General features: G+C 68.8%; 17 protein-coding genes. 8 read left to right on the top strand and 9 right to left on the bottom strand.

The window, feature by feature from the left end; genetic code table 11:
- Window positions 1–86 precede the first annotated feature (86 nt).
- Complete coding sequence (gene tpx / locus ACSU1G_RS16885) at window positions 87–587, bottom strand: thiol peroxidase (RefSeq protein WP_439281126.1); 501 nt, start codon at window positions 585–587, stop codon at window positions 87–89.
- A 31-nt stretch (window positions 588–618) separates the two neighbouring features.
- Here tpx and ACSU1G_RS16880 point away from each other — a divergent pair, with 31 nt between their 5' ends.
- Window positions 619–1512 (top strand): patatin-like phospholipase family protein, encoded by an 894-nt coding sequence (locus tag ACSU1G_RS16880; RefSeq protein ID WP_439281125.1) that lies wholly within the window; start codon window positions 619–621, stop codon window positions 1510–1512.
- Between the two features lie 68 nt (window positions 1513–1580).
- Here the strand turns inward: ACSU1G_RS16880 and ACSU1G_RS16875 are convergent, their stop codons facing one another.
- Window positions 1581–2174, bottom strand: a complete 594-nt coding sequence (locus ACSU1G_RS16875; protein ID WP_439281124.1) for a PACE efflux transporter — start codon at window positions 2172–2174, stop codon at window positions 1581–1583.
- A gap of 521 nt (window positions 2175–2695) precedes the next feature.
- On the opposite strand from ACSU1G_RS16875, the gene ACSU1G_RS16870 reads away from it, so the two are divergent.
- Both ACSU1G_RS16870 and ACSU1G_RS16865 read left to right on the top strand, forming a co-directional pair.
- Entirely contained in the window at window positions 2696–3700 is a 1005-nt protein-coding gene (locus ACSU1G_RS16870; RefSeq protein ID WP_439281123.1) for a diaminopimelate dehydrogenase, read from the top strand.
- Window positions 3701–3872: 172 nt separating this feature from the next.
- The gene (locus ACSU1G_RS16865; RefSeq protein WP_439281122.1) at window positions 3873–4985 is read left to right on the top strand and encodes a DUF808 domain-containing protein; all 1113 of its coding nucleotides are present in this window, start codon (window positions 3873–3875) and stop codon (window positions 4983–4985) included.
- A gap of 9 nt (window positions 4986–4994) precedes the next feature.
- Here the strand turns inward: ACSU1G_RS16865 and ACSU1G_RS16860 are convergent, their stop codons facing one another.
- The gene (locus ACSU1G_RS16860; protein WP_439281121.1) at window positions 4995–5426 is read right to left on the bottom strand and encodes a VOC family protein; all 432 of its coding nucleotides are present in this window, start codon (window positions 5424–5426) and stop codon (window positions 4995–4997) included.
- 262 nt (window positions 5427–5688) lie between these two features.
- Between ACSU1G_RS16860 and ACSU1G_RS16855 the strand changes: the two genes are divergently transcribed.
- A complete protein-coding gene (locus tag ACSU1G_RS16855; RefSeq protein ID WP_439281120.1) occupies window positions 5689–6642 on the top strand; it encodes a macrolide 2'-phosphotransferase in 954 nt (317 codons plus the stop codon).
- Window positions 6643–6652: 10 nt separating this feature from the next.
- Here ACSU1G_RS16855 and ACSU1G_RS16850 read toward each other — a convergent pair whose 3' ends face one another.
- A complete protein-coding gene (locus tag ACSU1G_RS16850; RefSeq protein WP_439281119.1) occupies window positions 6653–7474 on the bottom strand; it encodes an alpha/beta fold hydrolase in 822 nt (273 codons plus the stop codon).
- A 117-nt stretch (window positions 7475–7591) separates the two neighbouring features.
- On the opposite strand from ACSU1G_RS16850, the gene ACSU1G_RS16845 reads away from it, so the two are divergent.
- Complete coding sequence (locus ACSU1G_RS16845) at window positions 7592–9403, top strand: BCCT family transporter (protein ID WP_439281118.1); 1812 nt, start codon at window positions 7592–7594, stop codon at window positions 9401–9403.
- On the opposite strand, the gene ACSU1G_RS16840 is transcribed toward ACSU1G_RS16845, so the two are convergent.
- Window positions 9367–10347, bottom strand: a complete 981-nt coding sequence (locus ACSU1G_RS16840) for an SRPBCC family protein (RefSeq protein ID WP_439281117.1) — start codon at window positions 10345–10347, stop codon at window positions 9367–9369. The genes ACSU1G_RS16845 and ACSU1G_RS16840 overlap by 37 nt on opposite strands.
- Before the next feature lie 17 nt (window positions 10348–10364).
- Window positions 10365–10763, bottom strand: a complete 399-nt coding sequence (locus tag ACSU1G_RS16835; RefSeq protein WP_439281116.1) for an ArsR/SmtB family transcription factor — start codon at window positions 10761–10763, stop codon at window positions 10365–10367.
- 170 nt (window positions 10764–10933) lie between these two features.
- On the opposite strand from ACSU1G_RS16835, the gene ACSU1G_RS16830 reads away from it, so the two are divergent.
- On the top strand, window positions 10934–11806 hold the full coding sequence (locus tag ACSU1G_RS16830) for a SurA N-terminal domain-containing protein (protein ID WP_439281115.1): 873 nt from the start codon (window positions 10934–10936) through the stop codon (window positions 11804–11806).
- A 66-nt stretch (window positions 11807–11872) separates the two neighbouring features.
- Here the strand turns inward: ACSU1G_RS16830 and ACSU1G_RS16825 are convergent, their stop codons facing one another.
- On the bottom strand, window positions 11873–12679 hold the full coding sequence (locus ACSU1G_RS16825; protein ID WP_439281114.1) for an SCO1664 family protein: 807 nt from the start codon (window positions 12677–12679) through the stop codon (window positions 11873–11875).
- Between the two features lie 26 nt (window positions 12680–12705).
- Complete coding sequence (locus tag ACSU1G_RS16820) at window positions 12706–13359, bottom strand: histidine phosphatase family protein (protein ID WP_439281113.1); 654 nt, start codon at window positions 13357–13359, stop codon at window positions 12706–12708.
- Between the two features lie 175 nt (window positions 13360–13534).
- On the opposite strand from ACSU1G_RS16820, the gene ACSU1G_RS16815 reads away from it, so the two are divergent.
- Window positions 13535–14956: a sigma 54-interacting transcriptional regulator gene (locus ACSU1G_RS16815; protein WP_439281112.1), complete on the top strand. Its 1422-nt coding sequence runs from the start codon at window positions 13535–13537 to the stop codon at window positions 14954–14956.
- Window positions 14957–15124: 168 nt separating this feature from the next.
- On the opposite strand, the gene ACSU1G_RS16810 is transcribed toward ACSU1G_RS16815, so the two are convergent.
- Window positions 15125–17005, bottom strand: coding sequence for an HNH endonuclease signature motif containing protein (locus tag ACSU1G_RS16810; RefSeq protein WP_439281111.1), 1881 nt, complete (start codon window positions 17003–17005; stop codon window positions 15125–15127).
- 436 nt (window positions 17006–17441) lie between these two features.
- Here ACSU1G_RS16810 and ACSU1G_RS16805 point away from each other — a divergent pair, with 436 nt between their 5' ends.
- Entirely contained in the window at window positions 17442–19460 is a 2019-nt protein-coding gene (locus tag ACSU1G_RS16805; RefSeq protein WP_439281110.1) for a vWA domain-containing protein, read from the top strand.
- Window positions 19461–19470: the final 10 nt, after the last annotated feature.

Here is a 19470-nt window from a genome sequence, read left to right as displayed (position 1 = left end):
GGACCCCGTCCGCAGTGCGGTCGGGGTCCCGCGGGTTGTCGGGGTCGTTCACGGTGTTCCGGTTCTCGGGTGGCTCGGAGGGTTGATCAGCCGCGGACGGCGGCCAACGCGGACTCGTAGTCCGGCTCGGTGGTGATCTCCGGAACCAGTTCGGTGTAGGTCACGGTGCCCTGCGGATCGATCACGATGACGGCGCGTGCCAGCAGGCCGACCATGGGGCCATCGGCCTGGCTCACGCCGTAGTCCTCGCCGAAGGTCGAGCGGAAGACCGAACCGGTGGTGACATGGTCGATCCCCTCGGCGCTGCAGAAGCGGCCGGCCGCGAACGGCAGGTCGGCCGAGACGGCCACCACGGTGGTGTTCTGCAGATCGGCGGCGGCCTCGTTGAACTTCCGCACGGACTGCGCGCACACGCCGGTGTCCATGGAGGGGAAGATGTTCAGCACCACGGTGCGGCCACTCAGGGATTCGAGGGTGACCGGGGACAGATCGGACCCGGTGAGTTCGAATGCCGGCGCGGGCGAGCCCACCGAGGGCAGCTCTCCAACGGTGTTGACGGGGGTGGACTTGAATGCGGTAGTTGCCATGCGCTCCAACCTAGCCGCTTAGGCTGGCACAGTGGAACTGCACAGCAATGTCACGGACGCCGCCCTACTCTTCGAGGGCGGCGGAATGCGCGCCTCCTACACCTCGGCCATGGTGGTGGCCCTGTTGGAGGCCGGGATCCACCTGGACTTCGTGGCCGGCATCTCCGCCGGATCATCCAACTCCGCCAACTACCTGGCGCGGGACCCCTGGCGAGCCCGGCACTCCTTCGTGGACTTCGCCGCCGATCCGAAGTTCGGCAATTGGAAGACGTTCCTGCGCGGCGACGGGCTGTTCAACGCCCGGTACATCTACGAGGAGACCGGGCTTCCGGACCAGGCCCTGCCCTACCCGTGGGACCGGTTCCAGGCCAATCCCGCGGACCTGCGGCTGGGTGCCTTCGACGCAGAGTCCGGAGAGGCCGTGTGGTGGGGGCGCGAGGATGTCCAGGAGATGACGGACCTGATGGTGCGGGTCCGGGCCTCCAGCACCATGCCCGTGCTGATGCCGCCGGTGCATCTGGACGGCCGGACCTACGTGGACGGAGCCTTGGGCCCGGACGGCGGCATCCCACTCTCCGTGGCAGAGGATGCCGGTTTCGAGAAGTTCCTGGTGGTCCTGACCCGTGAACGCGACTACGTCAAAGGCCCCGAACGGTTCCCCCGGTTCTATCTGCGCTACTTCCGCCGGCACCCGGCCATCGCCCAGGCGTTGATCACCCGCTGGCAGCGCTACAACGCCACCCGGGAGCGGCTGTTCGACCTCGAACGCCGGGGCCGGGCCTACCTGTTCGTCCCCGAGACCATGCCGGTCGCCAACGGGGAGAAGGACGTGGCCAAGCTCGCCGCCTCCCACGAGTTGGGGCTGGCCCAGGCCCGCCGGGAGCTGCCGGCCATCCGGGAATTCCTTGGACTGCCAGCCGCCTGATCCTTCGCTTTGAGGGCAGAACGAACCGGTTCGTTCTGCCCTCAAAACGGTGGGGCCAGCGGTGGAGGCTACTGGGCGGAGTCCGGCAGGCCGAAGACCCGGTCGAAGCACCAGGCGTACACGGCGTTGTAGATCAGGAAGAAGACCAGCAGCACCGCCTCGTAGAGGAAGGCCTCCCACAGTCCGACCTGCAGCAGTAGGGCCACGGCCGGTATCAGGAACACCAGCAGGCCCGCCTCGAACAACACGGTGTGCATCAGGCGCACCCAAAGCGGACGGCCGGTGTGGCCGGAGCGACGCTCCCACCGCTCGAAGAGGGTGTTGAACACCATGTTCCAGATCAGGGCCACCACGGAGGACACCACCCCGACGGCGGCGCTGGCGGTGGGCGGATTGCCCATCAGGGTCAGGATGAGCGTGGCGAACAGGATGGCGAAGGCCTCGAAGATGACCGCGTAGACCACTCGGCGGACCATCGGGGTCCGGAAGACGCGGCGGCCGACCAGGGCCGGGCGGCCACCCGGCGCCATCGGAACCTCCGGAGTCTTCGGAACCTCGCGGGCGGCGGGGGCCGCCGGAGTGGCGTCGGCGACCTCGGGCTTCGCGGTGTGACCCAGAGCCGAATGCTGGGCGTCAGTGGGGCAGGGCGCGTTGGTGGACATGAGAAAAGACCTCCCGGAAATCTCCATGGGAAGTCCTCGACCGGTTTCGCGTCCATGGAAGCGGATGCTCGGCGCCGGGGACCGACTGGCTGCAAGAGCCGGGTCGGTGGGGACCGGTGGTCCCGTGGCACCGTGTACTGATTCTACCAAGATCCAACGCCCCACGTGACGCACTCATTCCACCATGCCGCACACGGCCGCCCACGCGCCGCGGTAGGCCACGGGACCCGGCCCGGCATGTCCCCGCGACCAGATCCGCCACCACGGCCGGCCCACAGGTCCCAGCCGGAACGCCAGACCGCCATGGACACCGCGGCCAGCAGATGCGCGGACGACTCGTCCAAGGTGACCCTCGGGTCCACGGATCTCCAGGAGACGCTGCCGCAGCCTGCGTGAGACCGCCTGATCTCCGGTGGCACGCCTACCACGCCTACGATGAGGGGGTCCGTCTGCACCGAACGGTGCGTGCGGCCCCCTCGGCATCTCACCCTGAGTCCGTCAGCAGAAAGAGGACCCTCCCCATGACCGCTCCGTCCGCCACTCCGTCCGCCACCTCGACCTCGACCTCGACCATCCGGGCCGCCATCGTCGGCTACGGCAACCTCGGCCGCAGCGTGGAGAAGCTGGTCCGCGCTCAGCCGGACATGGAGCTGGTGGGGATCTTCTCCCGGCGCACCGAGCTGGACACAGACACCCCGGTCTTCCCGGCGGCCTCGGCGGCAGAGCATGCGACCGAGGTGGACGTGCTGTTCCTGTGCCTCGGCAGCGCCACGGACATCCCGGAGCAGGCCACGGGATATGCCCGGCACTTCACCACCGTGGACACGTACGACAACCACAAACTGGTCCCCGAGCACTACGCCGCCATGGGTGAGGCGGCCCGCGCCGGCGGACACGTGGCGATGGTCTCCACGGGCTGGGACCCGGGCCTGTTCTCCGTCAACCGCACGCTGGCCGATGCGCTGTTCCCCGACGCCCAGCAGAACACGTTCTGGGGCAAGGGCCTGTCCCAGGGCCACTCCGATGCCGTGCGCCGGGTTCCGGGCGTGCAGCGGGGCGTGCAGTACACGATCCCGAGCGAGGACGCGATCGCGGAGGCCAAGGCCGGCCGCGGCGCCGAGATCACCGGTGCCTCCGCCCATGTCCGCGAGTGCTACGTGGTGGCGGATGAGTCCGATCACGCCGCCATCACCGAGGCCATCACCACCATGCCGGACTACTTCGCCCCGTACTCCACCACCGTGCGCTTCATCTCCGAGGAGGAGTTCGAGCGGGACCACCGGGGCATGCCCCACGGCGGTCACGTCATCACCTCCGGCGACCTCGGCGGATCCCGCAGCTCGATCGAGTTCGCCCTCGAGCTGGGCAGCAATCCGGACTTCACCGCCGCCTCCCAGGTGGCCTACGGTCGGGCGGCCGCCCGGTTGAAGGCCTCCGGACAGAGCGGCGCGTTCACCGTCCTGGAGGTCGCCCCCTATCTCCTCTCCCCCGTGCCGCTTCAGGAGCTCATCCGCCGGGACGTCTAATCGACTCAGCACACAAGGCGTCTACGGGGCCTGGTACCCCCGCGGCACCCGAGCCCGCTGCGGCAGGTGCGCCGCCGCCGTCGTACACTCTGACCATGCCGAGCACGCGCGACCACCGCGAGATCCAGCCCAGCCCCGCGCCCCCGAGGCGCGCCACCCTGAGGGGCACCCGGTGAGCGGCGGGCTCGTCGCCCTGCTGGACGACGTCGCCGCCCTGGCCCGCATAGCCGCGGCCTCGGTGGACGACATCGCGGCGGGCGCGGCCAAGGCAGGGACCAAGGCCGTGGGCGTGGTCATCGACGACGCGGCCGTCACCCCGCAGTACATCTCCGGCGCCGACCCCTCCCGCGAGCTGCCGATGATCAAGAGGATCTTCTGGGGATCGCTGCGGAACAAGCTGCTGATCATCCTGCCCGCCCTGCTGCTGATCAGCTCGTTCATCCCGTGGCTCATCCCCTGGATCCTGGTCCTCGGCGGCACCTATCTGGCCTACGAGGGCGCCGAGAAGGTCTGGCACAAGCTCCGCGGCCACCACGCCGAGACGCAGGCCCCCGCCTCCGAGAAGGGTCCGGAGGCCGAGGACAAAGTGATCAAGGGGGCCATCACCACCGACTTCATCCTGTCCTGCGAGATCATGGTGATCTCCCTGAACGAGGTGTCCGGCGAATCCATCTGGCTCCGCGCCATCATCCTCGGGGTGGTGGCCATTGCCATCACCGTCCTCGTGTACGGTGCTGTCGCGCTGATCGTCAAGATGGACGACGTCGGCCTGCACCTCGCGCAGAAAGAGGGCGCCGGAGACGGCACTCGGCGGTTCGGCGAGACCCTCGTGAAGGCCATGCCGAAGGTCCTGGCCGCCATCACCCTGGTCGGCACGGTCGCCATGCTGTGGGTGGGTGGGCATATCCTGCTGCAGCAGGCCGCCGAACTCGGGCTGCACGGCCCGTACGACCTGGTCCATGCCCTGGAGGCTCCCGTGGCGACGCTTCCGGCGGTGGGCGACTTCCTCGGCTGGCTGGTGAACACCCTGTGCTCGGCCGTCGTCGGGCTGGCGTGGGGCCTGCTGGTCCTGGCGGTGCTGCACCCGCTGCTGAAGCTGCTGCCGATCGGCCGTGAGGGCGAGAACGACGGTGCTGGCGGCGGAACCAACGGTGGAGCTGAGGGCGGTCGGGCTGACGGCCGTGACCGAACCGGCCGCGGCGGCCGGGCATCGGGTTCACTCCGGGCCGCCGTGGCGGGTCACCGGCCGGGGCGCAGCACGCGGGCCCCGGACCGGCGCCCCTAAACGACGTTTCTAGCCGGCGTCTGCGACGGCCGAGGTGGAGAATGCCCACATCACACCGAAGCGATCGAAGACCTGGCCGTACCAGTCGCCCCAGGGTGCCTGCTCGAACGGCATGTTCTCGGAGCCGCCGCCCGCCGTGAGCAGGCCGATCAGCCGGCGGGCCTCGTCCGGGGTCTCCACCGTGTAGAGCAGCGAGTAGGCGGTGTCCCGGACCGGGTAGTCACGGTCATCCACGGAGTCGCCGCCGGCCAGCTCCCCACCGGGCAGGGACAGCGTCACGTGGGCCACGGCCTGTGGGTCCGGCTCGAACGGCATGCCCTCCATGGGCGTGTCACCGTAGCGCAGCAGGTTCAACTCACCCCCGAAGACCTCGTGCCAGTGCTCGAAGGCCTCGGCGGTGGTGCCGGGCAGCGAGATGTAGGTGGCTAGGGAGGTGCTCATGGGGTGCTCCTGGTTCTCGGTCGGCCCGTCGAGACGATCTCACTCTGGCCCGGGCCGTGCAGCCATCACCAGCATGCCGGGCGCCCCCGCTGATTGCACCTCCGATCCTGCGCTGCCGACCCCGGTATTCCTGGCGCACCCTGCGGTGCGCGCTGGACTGGCCTGTCGGGTGGGCGTCGTGGAGCTCGATCGGATCGCCGGCCCGGGTCCTGCCCAGCCGCACGGGGGTGACACGGCGGAATCGAACTGGGACGGTGGAGTCATGAGCGCCACCGTCCCGCAGATCCTGCAGTTGGCCGCCGCCCACGGGTTGAATCTCGACCCCGGCTCGGTGGCCGTCAACGAGATGGGCCTGGACTTCCGCGTGGCCCTGGCGACCACGGCCTCCAGCTTCAGCTCCAGCTCCAGCTCCAGCTCCAGCTCCAGCTCCAGCAACACGGTGGCGGACGCCGGCCAGCGGTGGGTCCTGCGAATCCCCCGCCGGCCGGACGCCATGGACCGGGCCGAGGCAGAGGGCCGGCTCCTGGCGGCGATCCGCCCCCACCTGGAGGTGGCCATCCCGGACTGGGCTGTCCATGCCAGCGATCTGATCGCCTACCCGGCCCTGCCCGGTGAGCCGGGGCTGACCCTGGACGGGTCCGGGACCCCCGTCTGGCACCTGGACATCGCCTCCCAGCGTTATGCCCGCTCCCTCGGTGCGTTCCTGGCCCAACTGCACGCCATCGATCCCGCCGAGACGGCCGGGGCCGGCGTCGAGGTCCTCACTCCGGACGCGGTCCGCGAACGGTGGCGGCGGGACATCGAGCGGGTGCGGTCCGCCTTCACGGTGGCCGCATCACTGGCGGACCGGTGGCAGGCCTGGGTGGACGCGGACAGCTACTGGCCGGACGTCTCGGTGCTGACCCACGGGGAGGTCTACCCGGCGCACACCCTGGTGAAGGACGAGGAGGTCACCGCCGTCCTGGACTGGACCACCGCCCGCGTGGGCGATCCGGCGATGGACTTCGCGATCCACCACGCCGCGGTGCCCCCGGAGGCGTTCCGGGCCACCGTCCAGGAGTACGTCCGGCGCGGTGGCTGTGTGTGGCCCCGGTTCGCCGAGCACTGTGCCGAGATCATGGCGGCCGGTCCGGTCGGTTACGGGATCTTCGCACTCCAGACCGGTGCGGAGGAACACCGGCAGTCGGCACAGGAGCTGTTGAACCCGCCGGGCTAGATACGCCAGCTCAGGTGTGCTCGAGGAAGCCGCGCAGGACCTCCGTGAACTTCTCCGGCGCCTGCGAGTGCACCCAGTGGCCAGCCTCCCGGATGGTCACCTTGTGGGTCCGCGGGAACAGGGATCGCATGCGCGGCGCATACTCGTCCCGGACGTAGTCCGAGCGCCCGCCGGCCACCCACAGCACCGGCCCCTCGAAGGTGGCACCGCCCGTCTCCGGGAAACCACCGATGGCGTCCAGGTTGGTGCGCAGCAGCTCCAGGTTCGGCTCCCAGGAGTACCCCTCGGAGCCGCCCCGCAGGTTCTGCAATAGGAACAGCCGCGTGGTGTCCCACGGGATGGGTTCCCGCAGCGCCTCGTCCGCGTCCGAGCGCCGTGAGATCGTCGTCAGGTCCACGGCCGCCAGGCTGTCCAGCAGGTGCGCGAACTCGCCCTCCGCCCCCCCGGCCTGGGTGGGGGCGATGTCCACCACGATCAACCGGGAGACCACGTCCGGATGCCGCAGGGCCAACACCATGGCCACCTTGCCGCCCAAGGAATGCCCGACGACGGCCACGGGGCCTTCCGCGGCCGCGCCGGCTCGGAGCGTGGCGGCCACCGAATCGGCCATCTGGCGGTAGTCCACCGTGTCCGTCCACTCGGACTCCCCGTGGTTGGGCAGGTCCACCAACAGGCTCCGGTACTCGGGCGCCAGGTCCTTGGCGATCCGGGTGAAGTTCTTGCCACGGCCGAACAGGCCGTGCAGGAACACGACCCGGTGGCCGGGGTCGGAGGGGGCGTCCGGACTGCCGGCGTCCGTGGTGTGCAGGGTGCTGAGAGGTAGATCGTCCACGCCTCGAGCCTAGAGGATGCCCGCAGACAGGGGCCGGGCAGTACCCCGGGCAGCGTCCCGAGCACGTTGACACCTTCCGTTGGGCGCAGGGCAACGGACCCGTTTAGGGTGGCAACCATGTCATCCCAGGAATCCTCTGGCGGGAACCCGCCGAGCACGAACGAGTACAGTACCCGGCTCATCCCGTGGGTCCTCTGGCCCTCACTGATCATCATCGTCCTGTTCGTCGGCGCGACCATCGCCTTCCCGGCCGCCATGGAGTCCGGGATCGCCGCCGTCCAGCAGACCGTCATCAGCAACTTCAGCTGGTGGTACATGCTGCTCGCCTTCGGCTTCGTGGTCTTCTGCATCTATCTGGGGTTCTCCCGCAAGGGCAACATCAAGTTGGGCCGGCCGGATCAGGAACCCGAGTTCTCCACCCTGTCCTGGCTGGCGCTGCTCTTCGCCGCGGGCATGGGCATCGGGCTGGTGTTCTTCGGGATGACGGAGCCGATCACCCACTTCGCCACGCCCCGGCCCGGTCTCGCGGCGGAGGACCCCGGCGTTGGTGCCCTGGCCCAGGATGCCCTGGCCACGACCTATCTGCACTGGGGCCTGCAGCCCTGGGCCATCTACGCGGTGGTCGGCCTGGCGATCGCCCACGCCATCCACCGGCGCGGACGCCCGCTGTCCATGCGCTGGGCCATCGAACCGCTGATCGGCGAGAAGGCCACCCGCGGGGGCTGGGGACACGCCATCGACAGCTTCGCACTGATCGGCACCGTCTTCGGCGTGGCCACCTCGCTGGGTCTGGGCGTCACCCAGATGGCGGCCGGCCTGCGCTCCATGGGCGTCGTCGGTGAGGCGGACCTGTGGGTCGAGTACGCCATGATCGCAGCCGTGACCGGCCTGGTGATCTGGTCCGTGGTGTCCGGTGTCAACCGCGGCATGAAGTGGCTCTCGAACACCAACATGGTGCTGGCCGCCGGACTGGTGCTGTTCCTGCTCATCGTGGGGCCCACCCAGTTCCTGGCCAAGGAGATGGTGCAGACCTTCGGCCACTACCTGCAGAACTTCATCGGCAACTCCCTGAACTCGTCCGCGTTCTTCGGAGCCGAGGGTGATGCCTGGCAGGCCTCATGGTCCACGTTCTACTGGGCCTGGTGGATGTCCTGGACACCGTTCGTGGGCGTCTTCATCGCACGCATCTCCCGCGGGCGGACCGTGCGCGAGTACCTGCTGGGCGTGATCCTGGTGCCGACCCTGATCTCGGTGGTCTGGTTCGGGGTCCTCGGCGGCACGGCCATCTACTACGAGGCCACCCGGCCCGAGTGGTACACCTCCGTGGTGGCCGCCGACGGTGCGGTGGACGTCAACTCCGCGCTGTTCCAGGTCCTGGAGCAATTGCCGGGCGGCACGGTCCTGGTGGTCGGGGCCATCCTGCTCTCCGCGATCTTCTTCATCACATCCTCGGATTCCGGCTCCCTCGTGATGGCCATGATCGCCACCGGGGGCAATCCCGAGCCGCCGAACCGCATCCGCGTGATGTTCGCCGTGGCCACGGCGATCATGGCCGCCGCGTTGCTGCTCGCCGGCGGCCTGACGGCCATCCAGACCCTGGCGATCACCATCGGCCTGCCGTTCACCATCCTGATGGTGCTGATGTGCATCGCGGTGTTCAAGGCACTGCACGTCAACGTCCAGCGGACCGAGGCTATCCGGAGAATGACCTTCCTGGCGGACATCTCGGAGCGCTTCGGCCTGGACACCGATGACGACGCCGTGGATTCCGGCCCGGTCTCTGCCAACACGTGGTGGTCCTCCCTGAGCCGCGAGCGGCAACGGGAGATCCACCAACGCGTCGGGCCGCATACCGGCCGTCGGGTCCGTCAGGCGGCCGGCCAGGTGGACGATCAGCCGGACAGCACCTCGGATTCCAGCCGCGAGTAGCTGGTCTCCATGCCGTCCGCCATGCCGGTGGCCAGGATGGTCTGGCGCAGGGATTCGTCCGGATAGGTCACGAGCAGGGACAGGAGCGTTCCGCCGTCGACCGCGGTGAGCGTCAACTCATTGGTGGTGGATGCCTCCTCCTGTCCGATCATGGCCTCCGTAGTGACCGAACGGTGCGGCGCATTGATCTCGAGCACTGTGCCGGTGAAGCCGAAACGGTCGGCACCTGACTCCCGCTCCCATTCGTAGCGGTAGGTCTCGCCGACGGAGGTGCCCACCTGGCAGACGGGCATGGTCCACCCGTCCGGACCGAGCTGCCACCGGCGCAGCACCTCGGGGTCGTGGTGGGCCCTCCAGACCCGGTCCACCGTGCCGCGGATGACGCGGCTGAGCCGGGCCTGGCGGTCCCCGATCAGCTGGGTCCGCACGGACTCTCCGGCTGCGAAGGACTGCAGGTCTGTCACCACGGCGTCGATCTGACTCATGGCCGAGAGCGTGCCCTCCTCCATGCCCAGGCTGAGGATCTGCTCCAGTTCCTCTGCTGAGTTGAAGTGGGTGGTGTGGACCAGGCGGGACCCTCCCTCCGTGGACTCGAAGGCGAACACCATGCGCATGACCGGAGCGTTCTGGTCCCGCCCGCCGTCCTCCGCGGTGAAACCATCCAGGACCTCGAAGGACTCGCCCTGGGTGACGGTGAGGAACTCGAACCAGGCGGCGGACCTCTCCCCCTCCGGGCCGGTCATGTAGTAGTGCGACTCCCCGCCCGGGTACATGTCATGGCGGGTGAAGGTGGCCGGCCAGCCGACGGGTCCCCAGAACGATTCAAGTTGCCGGGGATCCGCGTAGGCGTCCCAGAGCCGGCGGACGGGGACGGGGAAGTCCGCGACGATGGTCATCGTCAGGGCCTGGGGGTCTTTGGAAACGTGGGTGACGGGCATGGTCATGCCTTTCCGAGGGTTATTCAGGTGCTGTCGGGCTGTGGACCCGGATCGTCCGCCAGCAGGGCGTCGAGACGTCCGATGCGCTGGCGCCACAGCTGTTCATAGCGGTCCAGCAACAGCTGGACCTGGCGGATGGTGTCCGGATCGCCGCTGACGAGCCGCTGGCGGCCCCTGCTGTTCTTCTTCACCAGACCCGCCGATTCGAGGACGGAGACGTGCTTCTGGACGGCCGCGAACGTCATGTCATAGTCCTCGGCGAGCGCGGAGACGGAGATCGACTCCGTGAGGGTCCGGCGCACGATGTCCCGCCGGGTGGCGTCGGCGAGGGCCCGGAAGATCCGGTCCACCTCGTCGTCACTGGGCCGTTCCGGCGGGACGGGCGTGCCGGACGCTGCGTCGGCTGCTTGATGTACAACCATGTGGTTGTACATTAGTTCGGGCCGGGGCTCGCGTCAAGGGCCGTCTGGACCGGAGGTTCCCACCGGGAGCCACATGCCGACCTGAACGTCTGCTGGCAGCTGGCTGACCGCGGTGCCCAGACTCCGTTGGTACGTTGCCGTAAGTCACCATCGAAAGGACGGTCATCGCCGTGCGCTCAACCCCGCAATCCACCGCGCGATTCACTCTGCGGTCCGCCAACCCCAAGAAGCTCCTGACCAGCGTCGCGCTGGTCGGCTCCCTGTTCGGACTCGCCGCATGTGGCGGCGGGGGCGACGGAGAATCCACTGAAGGCGACCAGGGTGCCAGCGCCGGCGCCTCGCAGCCGGCCTCCGAGGGTGCCCAGGCGGCCCCCGAAGACGCGCAGCCCTCCATGCCCGAACCTGATGTGGAGAACGTCCCCGACGTCGTGGCCACCGTCAACGGCGAGGAGATCTCCGGCGAGGAGTTCACCACCGCCTATGAGGGTCAGTTCCAGCAGATGGCCATGCAGTCGCAGATGTCCGGCCAGGAGATGAACCAGGACGAGATGAAGAAGCAGCTCGCCGAGTCCATGGTGGGCACGGAACTGCTGGTCCAGGATGCTGAGGAGCAGGGCTATGAGGCCTCCGAGGAGGATGTCAACGCCTTCCTCGAGGAGACCGCCGAGTCCAGCGGCGTGGCCTCCGTGGACGAGTTGCTGGCCACCTTTGAGGAGCAGGGCTTCAGCGAGGAGCAGATCCGTTCCGACGCGCAGAAGCAGCTGATGCTGGACCAGACCATCGAGCAGCTGGACATCCAGAAGCCTTCAGACGAGGAACTCAAGAAGCTCTACGACTCCTCCGTTGCGGCCCAGTCAGAGGCTCAGGGCGGCGCCCCGGCTGAGGACGGCGGCGAGGGTGAGAGTGCTGCGCCCGAGACTCCTTCCTTCGAGGAGCTCAAGCCCCAGCTGGAGCAGCAGCTCACCTCCCAGAAGGAGAATGAGGCCCTCACGAAGCGGATCGAGGAGTTGCGCGAGGGCGCAGACGTGCAGATCAAGCTCTGACCACACGGGAGGCCGGTTCACGCCGGGGTCTTTTCACACCGGGGCCTGTTCACACGAGCGGCCGGTTCACACGAGCGGCCAGGGGAAGCGCATCCCCGTGGGGTCATCCGGGAACACACCCAGGAGCAACAGGTCTCGGATCCGCTGACGGAGCGCCTCCATCTCGAACCAGGTGAGGTGCTCCGTCAACCTCTCCCCCGACCCTGTCGGCGCTACCGGCGCATCTGCCGGTGTCTCGGTCAGCACGTCGGCGAACCCGACGACGTCGGCCAGCAGGCCGGCGTCGATCTCCTCCCCGGCGAAGTCCCAGATCACGGTGCGTAGCTTGAAGGAAGCCGAGAAGCACAGGCCGTGGTCGATTCCCCAGAGACGCCCGTCCTCCCCACATAGCACGTGCCCGGCCTTGCGGTCCGTGTTGTTCGCCAGGAGATCGAAGACGGCCATCCTCCGCAACTGGTCGTGGAACCCGGGACCTTCGTCGAACAGGGTGAAGTAGTGCCGGTCTGGATCATGGTTCACGAACCACTGCAGGGAGCCGACGCCGAACGGGGCGTCATGGCGAATGACGGTGGGCGGGACGATCCCCCACCCCAGTGCCTCACTCAACAGATAGGCGGCCCGCTCCCGGCGGTGGAGCCCGGGCCTGAAGTCGCGCAGCGGACGCTCGCCGAGTTCCGGCTTGTAGATGGCCCAGTGCCGGACTACCGCCGATTCACCATGCGTGCCGACCGCGTGGTTGCCTCGCGATTCCCGCGTCGGCTCCCCCGCGGTCAGTTCGACGAGGAACGTCTCGTTGCTGCTGTTCGCCAACTGGCCGAGCACCTCGATGCTCCCTGATGCGAGCAGGGCGAGCCGCTCTTCACACCCGTCCATGCCGACATCCACCCGCCTCACCCGTCCTAGGAGGCCACGAGCCGGTCCAGGGGGTCCTGCGTCGAGTTGACGGTCAGCACCACGGGGTCGCGTCCCTCCTGGTAGGACAGGACCGAGACAGAACACGGCCCGACACTCAGCCGCTGGAAACGATCCAACGGGGTGCCCATCGCATCGGCGAGAGCCACCCGGATGGGATCGGCGTGCGAGAAACACGCCACCGTGCCGCCCGGGTGGGCAGCACGGAGCCGCGCCAGGGTGGAGACCATCCGGTCGCGGATCTCCGTGAAACTCTCCCCACCCGGGAAGCGGAAGACCGAGGGCTGCCGCTGGACGGTCTTCCACTCGGGCTTGCCATACAGATCGGTGAGTCGGGCCCCTGTCCAGTCCCCGAAGTCGCCCTCCAGGAGCCCCTCATCCCGGACGATGGGCACCGAGGCGCGGGCCGACGTCGGGCCAGCGGTTTCCATGGCCCGCTCCAAGGGTGAGGAGTAGATGGCGGACAGGGGCAGCACGGCGAGCCGTTCCGCGACCTGTTCCGCCTGCTCCTGCCCCCGCTCTGAAAGGTGCAGTCCCGGGGCGCGGCCGGGGAGGACCATGCCGGTGGTGGGCGTCTGCCCGTGCCGGACCAACAGAATCAGGGTGGTCGGGCGGCTCGGTTCTGTCTCTGGTAGTGCCATCCCGGCCAGCCTACGGCGGTGTCCGCGTTCCGGGACACCCTGTACGGCGCCCGGTGCCGCCGATACCGTGAGACCCATGGCCAGTTCCCACATTCCCTCCGTCTCTCCCACCCCACCCACTCCCACTCCCGCTCCAGGTCCGGGTCCGGGTCCGGGTTCGGGGCCGGGTCCCACGGTGGCACCAGGTATCAGCACCGTCGATGAGTTGCGCGCCTCCGGCCACGAGCAGGTCTCGCTGCGGGAGGAGATCCGCACCAACCTGCTGGCGGCTCTTGCCGCGGGTGTGAACCCCTGGCCAGGCCTGCACGGATTCGATCGCACCGTCATCCCCCAGCTCGAGCGCGCCCTCATCGCCGGACATGACGTCGTCCTGCTCGGTGAGCGCGGTCAGGGCAAGACGCGCCTACTGCGCACTCTGAGCGGACTGCTGGACGAGTGGTCGCCCGTCATCGCCGGATCCGAGCTGAATGAACATCCCTATGAGCCCCTGACCGCTGAGAGCCGGGCGCGGGCCGAGCGCGACGGCGGCCAGTTGCCCGTCGCGTGGAGGCACCGGTCCGAACGGTACGTGGAGAAGCTCTCGACCCCGGACACCTCGGTGGCCGACCTCATCGGCGACGTAGACCCCATGCGGGTGGCCGAGGGACGCCGACTGGGCGATCCCGAGACCATCCACTACGGCCTGGTCCCCCGGTCCAACCGCGGGATCGTGGCCCTGAATGAGCTGCCCGACCTGGCCGAACGCATCCAGGTGGCGCTGCTTAACGTCATGGAGGAACGGGACATCCAGGTCCGTGGCTACGTGCTGCGCCTACCCCTGGACGTGCTGGTGGTGGCCTCGGCCAACCCGGAGGACTACACCAACCGGGGCCGGATCATCACCCCGCTGAAGGACCGCTTCGGCGCCGAGATCCGTACCCACTACCCCCTCGAACTGGACGACGAGATCGCCGTGATCCGGCAGGAGGCGCATCTGACGGCGGAAGTCCCCGAGGTGCTCCTGGAGATCCTGGCCAGATTCACCCGCGCGCTGCGTTCATCCAGCGCCATCAATCAGGCCTCGGGCGTCTCGGCCCGCTTCGCCATTGCGGGTACGGAGACGATTGCGGCGGCAGCCCGCCACCGGGCCACCGCCCGCCGCGATGACCCCGTGGCCCGGCTGGTGGACCTGGAATCCGCAGTGGAGGTCCTCGGAGGCAAGATCGAGTTCGAATCCGGTGAGGAGGGGCGGGAAGACGAGATCCTGGAGCACCTGCTACGGACCGCGACGGCCCAGACGGTACGCAGCCGGTTCCGAGGATTGGATCTCTCCCCGCTCGTTGACGCCTTCGACGGACACCACACGGCCACCACGGGTGAACGCGTGACGGCCGACGAGTTCCTGGCCGGATTGCCCGAGCTCGACGAGCCGGGGCTCTACGACGAGATCGCTGCCCGCATCAGCGCCGATCCTGCCGGCACGGAGGTGAACCCACCGGCTCCTGGCCAGCTGAGCTCAGGCCACCGCGCCGGCGCGATCGAGCTGGCTTTGGAAGGCCTCTACCTGGCTCGCGAGCTCTCCAAGGAGTCCGGTGACGGCGAGACCGTCTACGGCTGACAGTCCGCCCCACGACCAGTCTGACAACCTGCCAGCCCGCCAACCCGACAACCCGACAACCCGCCAGCCCGCCAGCCCGCCACACGGTCTGCCGCCGGCAGTCATCGCGGGGCCTCAGTGCGCTATTTCATCACGTGACCTCATCACGCGGCCTCATCCGCGGTCCCATCACGCAGCATCCTCCTGCGGCTCGGCTTCACCGGGACGCCAGAAGCGGTTCCGCCGCGGCCGCTGCTCGGGATCTTGGTAGCGGGCCGGGATGAACCACGGGACACCGTCCTCGACCCTGATCTCCCACGCCTCAGAGTGCACAGCATGGTGGTGATGGGAGCAAAGCAGCACACCGTTCTGAACGGAGGTAGGTCCACCGTGTTGCCAATGCTGGATGTGGTGGGCTTCGCACCAGGGCGCGGGAATGGAACAGTCCGGTGCCGCGCAGCCACCGTCCCGTGCAGTGATGGCCTGTCGCAGCCGTCGGGAGAAGAGCCGCTGCGACCGCCCTACGTCCAAGACCTCACCCCGCCCGCCCAACACGACCGGGACCAGATCGGCCTCACACGCCAATTGCCGGATCATCGTCGGATCGACCGGTCCCGAATAGGCTGCCTCAGACAGGAACCGTCCCGCCTTGCCGGGTGATATGTCTTCACGTCCACCCGTGGAGCCGGGAGGCGGCGGTGGTCCGATGCCATCTGCATCCCACATTCCGGGAGATGCTCGGTGACCCTCGTACTGCTGGGCCAGTGTCTGGAAATCGATGGTGACCAGCATCTGCGGTCTGATGCGGTGGGTGAACCGCGTGGGTGACGTCTCGCCGCTCGGTGTACTGTCCACCCCGGTCAGCGCCAGGGCACCCGTCAGGGCGCTCACGAGTCCGTCCAGTTCGCGCTGAGCTCGCGAGCGCCCGTCCAGTGAGTCCGCCTGATCACGCTGCCGCCTCCACGGATCCGCACTCGACTCGTGCACCTCGCCCAACTCGTCCGACTCATCCGACTCTCCAGCATCGCTCAGCTCCCGCTGCCGCTTCGTGTCCTGCGGCATTCGGTCGCCGGGAGGCGCGAGGTCCTGCGTGGCGGAGGCCGGCAGAGCGTTCCGCAAAGTGGAGGCGGCTGACACCACCGTTTTGAGACGCTCATGCTGGGCATCCGTCGCCAGCACAGTCCAACGGTGCAGTTTGGCCCGACCCCGGCCGTGATAGTAGAGGCCCTGGGCGGCATCGATCTGGGCATCGCTCGGGGCCGCACCATCAGGATTCACGAGCGCGTCGAACCGTTGACGCCAATGGTCGACGGCCTTCTTGACGGAGGCCGGGTCACTCTGACTCGCGAAGTCCGCGAGGACCCGTTCGCCGTTGACCAAGAGTGGATCGATCAGTTCCGCTGCGGCCCCGCCGAGCATGGCGTCCTGCCGGGCGTCCATCAAAGCATCACCCACCAGGTCCACCGAACCCGGGTCGGCTTGAGCCTGCCGGACGATCTCTCCGATAACCGGCAGAGGCGGCAGGACCACGTGATCTCGAGCCAGGGACAGCGTCCCCATGATCCGAGAGGCCCGGACCACCCGCCGTTTGGCCTCTGCCCGGTGGATCCCCAGCACCTGCCACAGATAGTCAGCCCCATGGCGATACGCGCATTTCCCCGGTGGAACCCCCAGCACCTCCAGACGGACCGTGTGGCTCTCGAAGACCCGGTCCACGTGCCCTGCCAACCCCGTCCGCGCGGCATCAACCCATCGGCCGAGCTCCTCCACGCCGGTCAGGATCACCGGCAGCGAGCCGGCCGGGACGTGCGGGTCGCCGCCAGAGCCTTGCTCTCCCGGCCCGCCCGCATCGTGAGAGTCTCCGGGCTTACCAGGCCCACCAGGTCCACCGGGGCCAGCCGTCTCCTCCGCCGCCAGTGCATGGGCATACAGGCCCCACTGTTCCGACGGGTCCACGCCGTGCCCCGGAGGAATCCGTTCCAGAGAATCCAGCAGACTCGGGTCCAGGGCCCGGCGCGCCAGCTCAGCGGTCAGCCGACGGGCCTGTTCCAGCAATTCCGTCATTCCCATGCTTGACATCTCGTCCTCGTGACCCACAGTGCCGCCTCACCTCCCCGTCCACCGCAATCCGGCGCCCTGCCTTCATCTCTAGTACACACATTCGAACATGGGAGCCGGACACGATAAGGGCCGCGATCGGACACTGTGGAGAAAAGCCCCGGATCGGCCGGTTGTGGAGGACGAACGTGGAGGTCGGCACGTGCCTTGGCCTCTGGCGGCTTGCACGTGGCGATAGGCACCTGCCGGTCGGCACGTCGCGGTGCGCCTTCCAGTCACAGCGCCCACCCTCACCGCCCACCCTCACCCCTACCTTCGCTCCCCACACCCGCTCCCACACCCGCACCCCTCGCCACCCACCTCTCCACCCACGTCCCCACCACCTCCCCACTCCCAGCCCGGAGACGTAGAGTGGCCCCACCTACCCCGACGTGAACCAGAGGGCACCATGAGATACCGGTCCTCCTCCCGTTATGGCCGCTACGACGGCGGCCCCGACCCCCTGGCCCCGCCAGTCGACCTCTCCGAGGCACTCGACGCGGTGGCCGACGATGTCATGGCCGGATACTCCCCCGAACAGGCCCTGCGCGAGTTCCTCCGCCGCGGCGGCCGGAGCCTGACCGGACTGGACGATCTCGCCGGCCGGGTCCAACAGCGGCGCCGTGACCTGCTGGGCCGCCACCGGCTCGATGGCACCCTGCAGGAGGCTCAGAAGCTCCTGGACGAGGCGGTCCTGGAGGAGCGGAAGCAGCTCGCCCGCGACATCCACATGGACGAGACGGACCGCTCCTTCCGCGAGATGCAGCTGCAGAACCTCCCGGATTCCACGGCCGCCGCCGTCACCGAGCTCGCCGGCTACGACTGGCAGTCAGACACCGCGCGCCGGGCCTACGAGCAGATCAAGGATCTACTCGGGCGGGAGATGCTGGACCAGCGTTTCGCCGGCATCAAGAACGCCCTGGAGAACGCCACGGACGAGGACCGTGAGGCCATCGCCGCGATGCTCGCAGACCTCAATGACCTGCTGGAGAAACACGCCCGCGGGGAGGACACCCCGGAGGACTTCGAGCAGTTCATGGCACAACACGGCGACCAGTTCCCGGAGAACCCCGAGGACATCGACGAGCTCATCGACACGCTCGCCCAGCGTTCGGCGGCGGCCCAGCGCATGCTCCGCTCCATGACGCCCGAGCAGCGAGCGGAACTCATGGCCCTGTCCGCACAGGCCTTCGGCTCCCCCGCACTGATGGACCAGCTGAGCCAGCTGGACGCGAACCTCCAGGGGCTGCGCCCCGGCGAGGACTGGACCGGTTCCGAACAGTTCGACGGCGAACAGGGGCTCGGTCTCGGAGACGGCACCGGGGTGCTCCAGGATCTGGCGGACCTCGACCAGTTGGCTGATCAGCTCGCCCAGTCCTCCCCCGGCTCCACCCTGTCCGACCTGGATGTGGACAAGCTGGCACGGCAACTCGGCGATGAGGCCGCCGTCGAGGCCCAGACCCTGGACCGGCTGGAGAAGGCGCTGCGGGACAGCGGTCTGCTGCGCCGCAGCACCGAGGGCGACCTGACGCTCTCCCCACGGGCGATGCGCAAACTCGGCACCTCCCTGCTCCAGGACGCCGCCGGCCGACTCTCCGGGCGGCAGGGGCAGCGGGACACCCGTCATGCCGGCGCGGCCGGGGAACTCACCGGCTCCACCCGACCCTGGAATTTCGGTGACGTCGAGGCCTGGGACGTCACCAAGACGCTCACCAACGCGATCGGACGCACGACGGCGGCCGGCCGGGATCCGGCGTCCGGCCTGCGGATCGAGGTGGCCGACGTCGAGGTCCAGGAGACGGAGGCACGCACCCAGGCCGCGGTGGCGCTGCTGGTGGACACCTCGTTCTCCATGGCGGCCGAGGGCCGCTGGGTGCCGATGAAACGCACGGCGCTGGCCCTGCACCATCTGGTCTCCACCCGCTTCCGCGGCGACCAGCTGCAGCTGGTGAACTTCGGGCGCTACGCCGGCCGCGTCGAGATCGGCGAACTCACGGCTCTGGCCCCGATGCGCGATCAGGGCACCAACCTGCACCACGGCCTCATGCTCGCCACCCGGTTCTTCCGGCAGCATCCCACCCTGCAGCCGGTGCTGCTGATCGTCACCGACGGTGAACCCACCGCCCACCTCATGCCGCAGGGCGACTCGGGTCCCGTGGCGATGTTCTCCTACCCGCCGGAACCGGCCACGCTGCGGGCGACCATCGCCGAGCTGGACCGGGTCGGCCGGCTCGGGGCGGAGACCACCTTCTTCCGGCTGGGCACCGACCCTGGCCTGGAGAGCTTCCTCGCGGCCATGGCCCGCCGGGTGGGTGGACGCGTGGTGGCGCCCGATCCGGAGGACCTGGGGGCCGCCGTCGTGGGCGAATTCCTGCGGGCCCGCTCCACCTTCTCGCCCTGGGGCGCCGATCCCGACTGGCTGGGCTGAGCCAGCGGAT

This window comes from Microbacterium sp. A93 (assembly GCF_051842835.1).
Note: the sequence above shows the minus strand (reverse complement) of the source record. Positions and strands in the feature narration are given on the sequence as shown.